11 protein-coding genes are annotated in these 11,388 nt (G+C 70.4%); 6 read left to right on the forward strand and 5 right to left on the reverse strand.

Annotated elements, in window-relative coordinates:
- Nucleotides 1-152: 152 nt before the first annotated feature.
- Complete coding sequence (locus T336_RS25415; RefSeq protein WP_084151471.1) at nucleotides 153-527, reverse strand: nucleotidyltransferase family protein; 375 nt, start codon at nucleotides 525-527, stop codon at nucleotides 153-155.
- Here T336_RS25415 and T336_RS0119470 point away from each other — a divergent pair.
- Nucleotides 520-984 carry a DUF4174 domain-containing protein gene (locus T336_RS0119470; RefSeq protein WP_026433801.1) on the forward strand — a complete coding sequence of 155 codons (465 nt, stop codon included), beginning with the start codon at nucleotides 520-522 and terminating at the stop codon, nucleotides 982-984. The genes T336_RS25415 and T336_RS0119470 overlap by 8 nt on opposite strands.
- Nucleotides 985-1,038: 54 nt before the next feature.
- Here T336_RS0119470 and T336_RS0119475 read toward each other — a convergent pair whose 3' ends face one another.
- The gene (locus T336_RS0119475; protein ID WP_019703292.1) at nucleotides 1,039-1,536 is read right to left on the reverse strand and encodes a CZB domain-containing protein; all 498 of its coding nucleotides are present in this window, start codon (nucleotides 1,534-1,536) and stop codon (nucleotides 1,039-1,041) included.
- Nucleotides 1,537-1,748: 212 nt separating this feature from the next.
- On the opposite strand from T336_RS0119475, the gene T336_RS0119480 reads away from it, so the two are divergent.
- From T336_RS0119480 to T336_RS25420, 4 genes are all read left to right on the forward strand, one after another.
- Nucleotides 1,749-2,741, forward strand: a complete 993-nt coding sequence (locus T336_RS0119480) for an LLM class flavin-dependent oxidoreductase (RefSeq protein ID WP_026433802.1) — start codon at nucleotides 1,749-1,751, stop codon at nucleotides 2,739-2,741.
- A gap of 106 nt (nucleotides 2,742-2,847) precedes the next feature.
- Nucleotides 2,848-4,083 carry a type II secretion system inner membrane protein GspF gene (gene gspF / locus T336_RS0119485; protein ID WP_019703294.1) on the forward strand — a complete coding sequence of 412 codons (1,236 nt, stop codon included), beginning with the start codon at nucleotides 2,848-2,850 and terminating at the stop codon, nucleotides 4,081-4,083.
- Nucleotides 4,084-4,090: 7 nt separating this feature from the next.
- A complete protein-coding gene (locus tag T336_RS0119490; protein WP_026433803.1) occupies nucleotides 4,091-5,032 on the forward strand; it encodes a 5'-nucleotidase in 942 nt (313 codons plus the stop codon).
- A complete protein-coding gene (locus tag T336_RS25420; protein ID WP_051647346.1) occupies nucleotides 5,029-5,436 on the forward strand; it encodes an EF-hand domain-containing protein in 408 nt (135 codons plus the stop codon). The genes T336_RS0119490 and T336_RS25420 overlap by 4 nt, the downstream gene beginning before the upstream one ends.
- A 24-nt stretch (nucleotides 5,437-5,460) precedes the next feature.
- Here T336_RS25420 and T336_RS0119500 read toward each other — a convergent pair whose 3' ends face one another.
- The 3 genes from T336_RS0119500 to T336_RS0119510 form a co-directional block, all read right to left on the reverse strand.
- Nucleotides 5,461-5,898: a hypothetical protein gene (locus T336_RS0119500; RefSeq protein WP_019703297.1), complete on the reverse strand. Its 438-nt coding sequence runs from the start codon at nucleotides 5,896-5,898 to the stop codon at nucleotides 5,461-5,463.
- A 160-nt stretch (nucleotides 5,899-6,058) separates the two neighbouring features.
- A complete protein-coding gene (locus tag T336_RS0119505) occupies nucleotides 6,059-6,544 on the reverse strand; it encodes a cyanophycin metabolism-associated DUF1854 family protein (protein WP_035226628.1) in 486 nt (161 codons plus the stop codon).
- Between the two features lie 42 nt (nucleotides 6,545-6,586).
- The gene (locus T336_RS0119510) at nucleotides 6,587-8,905 is read right to left on the reverse strand and encodes a cyanophycin metabolism-associated ABC transporter (RefSeq protein ID WP_026433805.1); all 2,319 of its coding nucleotides are present in this window, start codon (nucleotides 8,903-8,905) and stop codon (nucleotides 6,587-6,589) included.
- A 244-nt stretch (nucleotides 8,906-9,149) separates the two neighbouring features.
- On the opposite strand from T336_RS0119510, the gene T336_RS25425 reads away from it, so the two are divergent.
- Nucleotides 9,150-11,378, forward strand: coding sequence for a cyanophycin synthetase (locus T336_RS25425; protein WP_035226629.1), 2,229 nt, complete (start codon nucleotides 9,150-9,152; stop codon nucleotides 11,376-11,378).
- Nucleotides 11,379-11,388 lie beyond the last annotated feature (10 nt).

An 11,388-nucleotide genomic window follows, 5' to 3' on the forward strand; every position in this document is an offset into this window, starting at 1 on the left:
CGGTCGCGCCCCGCGTGGGCGCGTGGGTTGAAACACAATCTGGGCCGGTTGCGCCTGGGCCTGGATCGGGTCGCGCCCCGCCTGGGCGCGCGGGTTGAAACGGCATGCTGGCCCGCATCGACGAAAGACCTCCCGCGTGGGCAGACATCCAGTCAAAGCACATACTGGTTTCCTACCGATGGGGACATCTGACGCGATTCCTCCGCAGGAATCACCTCCACCCGGGGCCAACGCTGCGCATACCGTTTCTGCTCCACCCTCTGCCGGTAGGTGGCTGCACTCGCGCGTACGGGGTTGTGTCGGACCCGGAGCGCAAACAGATCCTCCAGTCCATGCGGGGCCACGATATGGAGAGAATCGTCTGCCCCGAGCGAAACCCCGACGCAGGTCGCGAACTCCGGCCATAGGTCCGTTGGCTGGGTGTTCTCCATGGTCGGCAGCTTAGCGCCACCCCAGGCGCGTCTGTCCTGAGGCCTCTGTCCGACATCCATCGCGCCCTCTGCCCCGGACACTCTTTCCATGCCCATCCATCTCCGAACCCTCCGCCGCGCCGCAACCTTCGCCCTTTGCCTGGCCGCACCACTCCACGCCACCTGGGCCAGCGAAAGCGGCAACGCCAACCCCCTCACCGCCGAACGCTGGCAAACCCGCCCCGTCGTGGTGGTCGTCCCGCGGGAGAGCGATCCCCTGCTCGCCAAGGTGCGATCCGCCCTGCGGGAGCCGGCCATGCGGGAGGGCTTCCGCGAGCGCGACATGGCGCTGTTCACGGTAGTGGCCGGCCAGGGCAGCCGCAATGGGGAGCCGCTGGGTGCCGCGCGCACCGCGGCGCTGCTGAAGGCGCTGGATCTGGATGCGCGGGGGCCGGCCATGTTCATCCTCGTGGGCAAGGATGGCGGCGTGAAGATGAGGAAGGAAGGCGCAGACGTCGATCTGCAGGCGGTGTTCGCCGAGATCGACCGCATGCCCATGCGCCAGCGGCGCTGAGCCGCGGCATGCCGGATGGGTCCGTCGGCCTTCCCGCCTGCCGGCGTCTTTTGTCTAGCGCGCCGCCCGGGCCAGGCCCCGCTTCAATTCCTGCAGCAGCATCACCACCTGCCGCGAGGCATGGCAGCCGCTCTTGAAGGCCTGCCGGGCCTGGCGCTCGTCGCCGGCCTCGGCGTGCAGCACCACGTCGGCGGCCTGCTGGTGGAAGTAGCGGTGGCGGCGGGCCATCATGTCGAAGGCCGGGAAATGCCCCAGGGCGATGCGGCCGGGCCCGCGCAGCCATTGGCCGAGCTCGGAGCGGGTATCGTCGCGGATGGCCTCGGGGCGCAGGCGTTCGTCGCGCGCGCCGTGCAGCAGCACCTGCTCCAGCCAGGGCACCCAGCGCTCCTGGGCGGCGATGGCCGCATCGATGTCGATCTCGGCCAGCAGCTTGGCGGCCTCGTCGCCCATCAGCACCAGTTCGCTGGCCTGGCTGTCGGGCAGCGAGGTCCAGTCATCGGGCACGGGACGGCCGTCGGCCCGGGGCGGGAACAGTCGGCTGAAGAATCCCATGGTGGCGTGTATTTTAATTGAAATAATTGATTCGTTACAGACGATAGATTCGATCAATTTTCGGTCATTCCGACCCTGGTTGCCCGCATGGCCACAGCGGTTTTGGGGCCCGCCGCACAATGGTCCGCATGACGACCACGACGCTTTCGACCTCATCCTCCACGGCCCAGTCTTCCGCCGCTCCCGGGGGCGGCCACCGCCCCGCGCTCTCGATGCTGGACCTGGTGGCGGTGCGCGAGGGCGGCAGCGTGGCCGATGCGCTGGCCCTGGCGCTGCGCACCGCGCAGCATGCGGAATCGCTGGGTTTCCGGCGCTACTGGGTGGCGGAGCACCACAACATGCCGGGCATCGCCAGTTCCGCCACGGCCGTGCTGGTGGGCCACATCGCGGGCGGCACGCGCTCGATCCGCGTGGGCTCGGGCGGCATCATGCTGCCCAACCATGCGCCGCTGGTGGTGGCCGAGGCCTTCGGCACGCTGGCCGAGCTGTACCCGGGCCGCATCGACCTGGGCCTGGGCCGCGCGCCCGGCACCGACGGGCCCACGATGCGCGCGCTGCGCCGCGACCGTGTCGAGACCGAGGAAGACTTCCCGCGCGACGTGGCCGAGCTGCAGCGCCTGCTGGCCCCCGCCCAGCCGGGCCAGCGCATCACGGCCGTGCCCGGCGCGGGCACCGAGGTGCCCATCTGGCTGCTGGGCTCCAGCCTGTTCTCGGCGCAGCTCGCTGCCGAGCGGGGGCTGCCCTATGCCTTCGCCTCGCATTTCGCGCCGCGGCTGCTGCACCAGGCGCTGGACCTGTACCGCCGGCTGTTCCGCCCGTCCGCCACGCTGCAGAAGCCCTATGTGGCGATCGGCGTGCCGGTGATCGCGGCCGATACCGACGAAGAGGCCGACTATCTCGCCAGCAGTACCTACCAGCGGGTGCTGGGCATCCTGACCGGCCGGCGCGGCCTGCTGCAGCCACCGGTGCGGGACTACGCGGCCCAGCTGTCGCCGCAGGAGCGCGCGGCGATCGGCGACTTCCTGGCCGCGGGCGTGGTCGGCGGGCCCGGGACGGTGCGGGCCGGCCTGCGGGCGCTGGCCGAGGACACGCGCGCCGACGAGTTCATGCTGGTGAGCGATGTGTACGACCCGGCGCTGCGGCTGCGCTCGCTGGAGATCGCCGCGCAGGCGAACGCCGCGGTGGAGGCCGCGCACACGGCCTGACACACCGGGGCGCGGTCCCGTCGCCGGCAGCGGCTACCATCTCCGTCCGTCGCGCCGCTGGCGCCCCGTTTCCGGTCCGACCGCCCTCCCCGAACTTCCTGCCCGCATGCCCGCGTTTTCTTTCGAAGCCCTCGATGCCCAGGGGCAGACCCGCAAAGGCACCCTCGAAGCCGACAACGCCAAGGCGGCACGCAGCCTGCTGCGCGCCCAGGCCCTGGTGCCGCTGGCCGTGGAGGCGCTCGCCACCGGCCAGGGCACGGGCGGGGACGGCAGCGTCTCGCTCGGGCAGCGGCTGTTCACGCGGCCGGTGTTCGGCGCCACGGGCCTGGCGGTGTGGACGCGCCAGCTGGCGGGGCTGGTGTCTTCGGGGCTGCCGCTGGAGCGGGCGCTCACGGCGCTGGCCGACGAGTCGGACGACGACCGGCAGCGCCACCTGGTGGCCACGCTGCGGGCCGAGGTGAACGCCGGCTCCACCTTCGCGCGGGCGCTCACGGCCCACCCGCGGGAGTTCTCTTCCATCTATTGCGCGGTGATCGGCGCCGGCGAATCCAGCGGCCACCTGGGCCTGGTGCTGGAGCGACTGGCGGACGACCTCGAGGAGCGGCAGGCGCTCAAGGCCAAGCTCATCGGCGCCTCCCTCTACCCGGCGATCGTGACGGTGATCGCGATCGTGATCGTGCTGTTCCTCGTGGGCTACGTCGTGCCGCAGGTGGCCGCGGTGTTCGCGGGCAGCAAGCGCGCCCTGCCCTTCCTCACGGTGGCGATGATGGCCCTCTCCGACGCGGTGCGCAGCTACGGCTGGGCAGCCCTGGGGGTGCTGGTGGTGCTGGCGCTGGCCGCCCGCTCCGCGCTGGCGCAGCCCCGCGTGCGTGAACGCTTCGATGCCGCGTGGCTGGGCCTGCCCGTGGTGGGCCGGCTCTCGCGCGGCTACAACGCGGCGCGCTTCACGGGCACGCTGTCGATGCTGGCCGGCGCAGGCGTGCCCATCCTGAAGGCCCTGCAGGCCGCCGCCGAGACACTGGGCAACACCGCCATGCGCGCGGACGCGCTCGATGCGCTGGTGCTGGTGCGCGAGGGCGCGCCGCTGGCCTCCGCGCTGGCGCAAAAAAAACGGTTCCCCGGCCTGGTGTCCATGTTCGCCCGGCTGGGCGAGCAGACGGGGCAGTTGCCGCTGATGCTGCAGCGCGCGGCCGCGCAGCTGTCGGCCGAGGTGCAGCGCCGCGCGATGCAACTGGCCACCATCCTGGAGCCCCTGCTCATCGTGGCGATGGGCGTGATCGTGATGCTCATCGTGCTGGCGGTGCTCATGCCCATCATCCAGCTCAACCAGTTCGTGAAATAGCCCCGCCATGGCCCTGACCCTGGACGACAAGCTCGTCGTCGCCATTTCTTCCCGCGCGCTGTTCGATTTCGAGGAAGAGAACCGCCTGTTCGAGGCCGGCGACGAGGCCGCCTACATGCGCCGCCAGCTGGAGCTGGTGCAGCAGCCCGCGCGCGCGGGCATCGCCTTCCCGCTGGTGCGCAAGCTGCTTGGCTTCAACACCGCCCAGGCGCAGCGCGTGGAGGTGGTGGTGCTGTCGCGCAACGACCCGGCCAGCGGCATGCGCGTGTTCGCCTCGGCGCACGCCGCGGGCATGCACATCGAGCGCGGGGTGTTCACGCGCGGGCGCGACCCGTTCGCCTACCTGCGGCCGCTGGGCGCGCACCTGTTCCTTTCGGCCAACGAGAAGGACGTGCAGCAGGCGCTGAACATGGGGTTCCCTGCGGCCCGCGTGATGACCGATTCCACCCCGGCCGGCGACCGCTACCCGCACGAGGTGCGCATTGCCTTCGACGGCGATGCGGTGCTCTTCTCCGACGAGGCCGAGCGCATCTACCAGCAGGGCGGCCTGCCCGCCTTCCACGAGCACGAGGTGAGCAAGGCGGCGCTGCCCCTGGCCGGCGGCCCCTTCAAGCCGCTGCTGGCTGCGCTACACCAGTTGCAGCAGCAGGCCGATGCATCGGAGACCATGCGCATCCGCACCGCGCTGGTGACGGCGCGCAGCGCACCGGCCCACGAGCGCGCCGTGCGCACGCTGCTGGACTGGGGCATCACCGTGGACGAGGCGATGTTCCTCGGCGGGCTGGAAAAAGGCCCCTTCCTGCGGGAATTCGAGCCGGACTTCTTCTTCGACGACCAGCGCAGCCACGTGACCTCCGCGGCGCGGCACGTGCCGGCCGGGCACGTGAGCGCCGGCATCACCAACCTCGTGCGCGAGGAACCTCGGGCGGATGCCGTGCTCCCACCATGATGCGACTTCGACACCGACTGCACCATCCCCTGGCCGCCCTGGCGCTGGGCGTGGCGGCGACCCTTGCCGCCGCGTCCGCCTCCGCCGCGGACGCGCCCCCGAAGGCCACGGCCAAGGCCCCGCACGCCTCCGCGGCGGCCGAACCGGCCCAGTCCGCAGCCAGCCAGCCGCTCAGCAAGGGCGAGATCAAGGCGATCCGCGAGTTCCACATGCTGGATTTCAACGGCGACGGCAAGCTCAGCCGCAAGGAGGTGGCGATCATTCCCCGCCTGTCAGCCGCCTTCGACGATGCCGACACCAACCACGACGGCTACGTGACCCTGGACGAAGTGCGCGCATATACGGTGAAGTACCGCGCGGAGCGCGACCGGGCGAAGGCCGCCGCGGCTGCGGCCCGGAAGTAGGCCCGCCAGCACCTCCGCCCTGGATCAGGAATTGCCCGTGCGCTTGACCTTGGGATCGGCGTAGGTCAGCGGCTGGTTCTTGGCCTCCTGGGACAGGCGGTCCTGCAGGCTGTTCTTGTTCAGTTCCTGCGCCATTTCCACGGCCGAGCCGCTCGCGCGCCACATCGACTGGATGAACTCCAGCAGCTGCTTGTAGATGGGCTCGGGCGGCGGATCCTTGGCCTTCTCGGCCTCTTCCTTCTCTTTCTTCTTGACCTCGGTCCAGTCGCGGTTGGACGGGTCCTTGTCCGAAGGCTTGTCGGGCTCGCGGATGGAGGTGCCCTCGCCCAGGCGGTCGGTGGACTCCACCGGGGTCACGCCATTGACGGGCCTGACAGGCACCGCGCCCGAAGCGCCGGTGGAATACAAATCAGCGCCCTGAGGACGCCAGAGCGGCGATCGATCGACAGGTGGCATTTGCATGGCAGGCTTCCGTTGGTTGGCGAGAAACGTCCGGGGGGAGCTAACCCCGTCTCGTACATCCATAACGGCAAAAAAAAGGGGGGATTGAGGCCTTTTTTCACCTTTCAGCGTAATTTAAGGGTTTTCCCCTAGTTTTGTCACCTACCGGGATCACCCAACGCTACAGGAAGCGCTCCAGCAGGCGCCTGGAGGCCTTGTCCAGCGCGGCCACGTCGGGCACGCGGAACTGCACTCCGTCGGCCGCGGCGATCAGCAGCGCGTTGCGGCTGCCCAGGCGCCGGATGTCTTCCTCGCCCTTGAGGACGAGCAGGGCCGCGCCCCGGTCGGTTTCCACGGTCCAGGTGCTGGGCGTAGTGAAGCTCGACACCGCGGCGATCCGCGTGATAGTGGGCACGAACTCCCGCGCGGCGAGCTCTTCCTCGATGAGCGCCCGGGCGGCTGCGTCCACGTGGTCCAGCCGGTCGATCCAGAGGGCTTCGTGGCCGTCCTGGCCGACCAGCGACAGGCCCTCGCCCGGCGCGGCGATGGGAAAAGCCCGTACGGGCGTGACGGCTTCGTGCACCGTGCCGCCGGCCAGCGTGAGGACCAGCCGGCCGTGGGCGTCGCGCTGGAGGCCGAAGGCAGGAAGAGCGGAGGAAGGATGCATCGTGGCGGACAAGGAAGGAAGGGGTGGCACGGCCATGGTCGGTCAGGACGTGCCCGCGGGATGGGTCGGATGGAGCAGCGCGCTGTCCACCACCACGAGGCCGGACGCCTGCGCGTCTTCCTCGGCACGGCGTGCCTGGGCTTCGTAGAGCCGCCAGTAGGCACCCTGCCTGTCCATGAGTTCGTCGTGCGGGCCGACCTCGACGATCTCCCCGCGGTCCATCACCACGAGGCGGTCCGCCTTGCGCAGCGTGGAGAGCCGGTGGGCGATGGCGATGGTGGTGCGCCCCTGCACGAGGTTGTCCAGCGCCTTCTGGATTTCCTTCTCGGTCTCGGTATCCACCGCCGAGGTCGCCTCGTCCAGGATGAGGATGCGCGGGTCGATGAGCAGGGCGCGCGCGATGCTGATGCGCTGGCGCTCGCCGCCCGACAGGCCCTGCCCCCGCTCGCCCACCAGCGAGTCGTAGCCGTGCGGCAGGCGCAGGATGAACTCGTGGGCATGGGCGGCGCGGGCAGCCGCGACGATCTCCTCGCGCGAGGCATCCGGCTTGCCGTAGGCGATGTTCTCGGCGATGGTGCCGAAGAACAGGAAAGGCTCCTGCAGCACCAGCCCGATGTGGCGGCGATAGTCGGCCACGCGCAGGCGGCGCACGTCCACGCCGTCCACCTGGATGGAACCCTCGGTGGCATCGTAGAAGCGGCTGATGAGGTTGACCAGCGTGCTCTTGCCCGAGCCGCTGTGGCCCACGAGGCCGATCATCTCGCCGGGCCGGATCTCCAGGTTCAGCCCCTTGATGACGGAACGGCTGCCATAGCGAAAGCCCAGGTTGCGCAGGGAGATGGCGCCCCGGACGTGGGGCATCGCCACCGGCTGCGCCGGGTCCGGCACGTTGCTGACGTGGTCCAGGATGTCGAAGATGCGCTTGGCGCCCGCCGCGGCTTTCTGCGTGACGGAAACGATGCGGCTCATCGAATCCAGCCGGGTGTAGAAGCGGCCAATATAGGCAATGAAGGCCGCCAGCACGCCCACCGTGATCTGGTTGTGCGCCACGAGCCAGATGCCGAAGCCCCACACCACCAGCAGGCCGATCTCGGTCATGAGCGAGACCGTGGGCGTGAACAGCGACCACGTGCGGTTGAGCCGGTCGTTCACCTCCAGGTTGTGCTGGTTGGCGTCGCGGAAGCGCTGGGCCTCGCGCTTTTCCTGGGCGAAGGCCTTGACCACGCGGATGCCGGGGATGGTGTCGGCGAGCACGTTGGTCACCTCGGACCAGACCCGGTCGATCTTCTCGAAGCCCGTGCGCAGCCGGTCGCGCACGTTGTGGATGAGCCAGGCGATGAAGGGCAGCGGCACCAGCGTGACCAGCGCCAGCCACGGGTTGATGGAGAACAGGATGCCCGCCGTCATGAGGATCATGAGCACGTCGGTCATGAAATCGAGCGCGTGCAGCGACAGGAAGACGTTGATGCGGTCGGTCTCCGAGCCGATCCGGGCCATCAGGTCGCCCGTGCGCTTGCCCCCGAAATAGTCGAGCGAGAGCTTGAGCAGGTGTTCGTAGGTGGTGGTGCGCAGGTCGGCGCCGATGCGCTCGGACACGAGCGCCAGGATGTAGGTGCGCGCCCAGCCCAGCCCCCAGGCCAGCAGCGCCGACAGCAGCAGACCGCCCAGGTACAGCGCCACCAGGTGAATGGGAATCTGCTGGCCGTTCTGGAACGGGATGAGGATGTCGTCCATCAGCGGGATGGTCAGGTACGGCGGCACCAGGGTGGCGGCCGTGGAGGCCAGCGTGAGAGCGAAGCCTCCGGCCAGTTGCTTGCGGTAGGGCCGCGCGAAGCGCCACAGGCGCAGCAGCACCCAGGTGGAGGGCGGCGGGGCGGGCGCCCGCGCGCAGGCCGGGCATTCCTCGGAATCTGGCGGCAGCACCGCGTGGCAGGCGGGGCAGCGCGGCTCGTCCTCGCCCGGTCCGCTGTCCGTGGCTGCGGGCCGCTGCAGGAGGGCCACCTGCTGCTCGAATTTCTGCACGAAGCGCAGGGCTTGCGCATGGTGGCCCAGAGTGAAGCGCCAGAGCGCGAGGCGCCGGTCGGTGTCGTGCAACTCCAGCGTGCCGACGCCGCCATGGTCCAGCATGCGCAGGCCCATGCCGGGAGCCAGGGCCCACTGCTGCAGGGGCCCGCTCCCCTCGCGGGCGACCAGCCGCCGCTCCGTGACGGCCACCAGGCCGGGAGCGAAGCGCAGGGATGCGCTCAGGTCAACCCCGAGCACGGCTGTTACGTTTTCATCGGACGCGAGTTCCGCTCGCAGTTCGGCCCCGGCGGGGCCCGTCAAGACACCGGAGGCGTCCACAGGATGGTGATTGTGCATTTTGGTTCGTGGTTCCGTCCCGGGTGGCACGGGAGCCAGCCCGTTCGCCGGGTGCCATTGTCCCCCATGCCCCGGGCCGCCGGCCGGCATCTGCACTCAACGCCGTGCCCCCGGCCCCCGCTGACATCACCCACCCTCCCGGCCTGATCGCCAGCCCCGCCCGAGCTGGCGCACAATCGCCCGCATACCCCTTCGTCTTCCCCCGCACGGCCCGGCCGGCCTCCGTTTCCTTTACGCTGCAACCATGGCGACGACATTCCCCGACATCCAACTGCTGCGCATCAACTACCTGCGCGGCCCCAACATCTGGACGTACCGCCCGGTGCTCGAAGTCTGGCTGGACCTCGGTGCGCTGGAGGACCACCCGTCGAACACCCTGCCCGGCTTCAACGAGCGCCTCACGCGCTGGCTGCCGGCGCTGATCGAGCACCACTGCGGCGTGGGCGAGCGCGGCGGCTTCCTGCAGCGGCTGGAGTCCGGCACCTGGTGCGGCCACGTGCTGGAACACATCGTCATCGAGCTGCTCAACCTCTCGGGCATGCCCACCGGTTTCGGGCAGACGCGCAGCACCAGCCAGCGCGGCATCTACCGCATGGTGTTCCGCGCCCGGGACGAGAGCGTGGCGCGCGTGGCGCTCGAGCAGGGCCACCGCCTCATCATGGCGGCCATCAACGACCAGCCCTTCGACGTGGCGGCGGCCGTGGCCCGCGTGCGCACCGAGGTGGACGACCAGTACCTCGGCCCCAGCACCGCCTGCATCGTCACGGCCGCGTCCGACCGCGGCATCCCGCACATCCGGCTGAATGACGGCAACCTCGTGCAACTGGGCTACGGAGCGGCGCAGCGCCGCATCTGGACGGCCGAGAGCGAGTTCACCAGCGCCATCGCCGAGGGCATCGCCAGCGACAAGGACCTCACCAAGAGCCTGCTGAGTTCCTGCGGGGTCCCGGTGCCGGAAGGCCGGATCGTGGACAGCCCCGAAGAGGCCTGGGAGGCCGCCCAGGACATCGGCCTGCCCGTGGTGGTCAAGCCCTCGGACGGCAACCATGGCCGCGGCGTGACGCTGGACCTGCGCCGCCGGGAAGACGTCGAGGCGGCCTACCACGTGGCCTACCCCGAGGGCAGCGACGTGATCGTGGAGCGCTTCATTCCTGGCGACGAGCACCGCCTGCTGGTGGTGGACGGCAAGGTGGTGGCAGCGGCGCGCGGCGAGGTGGTGAGCATCACCGGCAATGGCCGCTCCACGGTGAGCGAGCTCATCGACAGCCAGATCAACTCCGACCCGCGCCGCGGCTATGAGGAAGAGTATCCGCTGGATCTCATCGACGTGGCGACCGACCCGAAGGTGCAGCTGGAACTGCAGCGGCAGGAGCTGACCGCCGACTCGGTGCCCGCCGCGGGCCAGCCGATCGTGGTGCAGCGCAACGGCAACGTCGCCGTGGACTGCACGGACGATGTCCATCCCGAGGTGGCCTACATCGCCCAGCTGGCCGCCCGCGTGGTGGGACTGGACATCGCCGGCATCGACCTGGTGGCCCAGGACATCTCCCGCCCGCTGCAGGAGCAGGGGGGCGCCATCGTCGAGGTGAACGCCGGCCCCAGCCTGCTGATGCACCTCAAGCCCGCCGTGGGCGCGCCGCGCCCCGTGGGCCAGGCCATCGCCGAGCACCTGTTCCCCGCAGCCGACGACGCGCCCGAGGGCACGGTGGGCCGCATTCCGGTGGTGGGCGTGGCGGGCACGCGCGGCACCGCCACCATCGCCCGCGTGGTGGCCTGGCTGATGCACCTGGGCGGCCGCCACACCGGCCTTGCCTGCCGCGAGGGCCTGTACCTGAACCGCCGCTGCGTGGACACGTCCGACAACGCCCACTGGGAGGCCGCGCACCGCCTGCTGATGAACCAGACGGTGCAGGCCGCGGTGATCGAGAACGACGCGCGCACCATCCTGCGCGACGGCCTGGCCTACGACCGCTGCCAGGTCGGCGTGGTCACCGACATGGACGGCCGCGAGGCACTGGCCGATTTCGACGTGCAGGACCAGGACCAGATGTACAAGGTGATGCGCACCCAGGTGGACGTGGTGCTGCCGCACGGCGCCGCGGTGCTCAACGCCGCCGAGCCGCAGGTGCTCGAGCTGGCGCCGCTGTCCGACGGCGTGGTGGTGCTCTACGCGCAGGACGGCACGCTGCCCGCCATCGCGGAGCATCGCGCGCAGGACGGCGGACGGGCGGTCTTCGTGAAGAACGGCCGGGTGGTGCTGGCCACCGGCTCGGCAGAGCACGTGCTGGCCCCGCTCGCCGACCTGGCCTTCGGCCGCAACGCGGTGCAACCCGGTGCGGACACGCTGCTGGCGATCGTCGCCACGGCATGGGCGCTGGACATCGCGCCGGACCTGATCGGCGCGGGCATCAAGACCTTCGAGCCCGAGCCGCCCTGCGCCGCCCCCGCAGCCGCGGCGGTGGTCGCCGGCTGAACGCCGACCA

The sequence above is a fragment of the Paracidovorax oryzae ATCC 19882 genome (assembly GCF_000687165.1).
GTDB lineage: Bacteria > Pseudomonadota > Gammaproteobacteria > Burkholderiales > Burkholderiaceae_C > Paracidovorax > Paracidovorax oryzae.

Coding starts and splice junctions, on each gene's coding strand:
- T336_RS0119470 (WP_026433801.1), top strand. CDS start 520: ATGCCCATCCATCTCCGAACCCTCCGCCGCGCCGCAACCTTCGCCCTT.
- T336_RS25415 (WP_084151471.1), bottom strand. CDS start 527: ATGGGCATGGAAAGAGTGTCCGGGGCAGAGGGCGCGATGGATGTCGGA.
- T336_RS0119475 (WP_019703292.1), bottom strand. CDS start 1,536: ATGGGATTCTTCAGCCGACTGTTCCCGCCCCGGGCCGACGGCCGTCCC.
- T336_RS0119480 (WP_026433802.1), top strand. CDS start 1,749: ATGCTGGACCTGGTGGCGGTGCGCGAGGGCGGCAGCGTGGCCGATGCG.
- gspF (WP_019703294.1), top strand. CDS start 2,848: ATGCCCGCGTTTTCTTTCGAAGCCCTCGATGCCCAGGGGCAGACCCGC.
- T336_RS0119490 (WP_026433803.1), top strand. CDS start 4,091: ATGGCCCTGACCCTGGACGACAAGCTCGTCGTCGCCATTTCTTCCCGC.
- T336_RS25420 (WP_051647346.1), top strand. CDS start 5,029: ATGATGCGACTTCGACACCGACTGCACCATCCCCTGGCCGCCCTGGCG.
- T336_RS0119500 (WP_019703297.1), bottom strand. CDS start 5,898: ATGCAAATGCCACCTGTCGATCGATCGCCGCTCTGGCGTCCTCAGGGC.
- T336_RS0119505 (WP_035226628.1), bottom strand. CDS start 6,544: ATGCATCCTTCCTCCGCTCTTCCTGCCTTCGGCCTCCAGCGCGACGCC.
- T336_RS0119510 (WP_026433805.1), bottom strand. CDS start 8,905: ATGCACAATCACCATCCTGTGGACGCCTCCGGTGTCTTGACGGGCCCC.
- T336_RS25425 (WP_035226629.1), top strand. CDS start 9,150: ATGGCGACGACATTCCCCGACATCCAACTGCTGCGCATCAACTACCTG.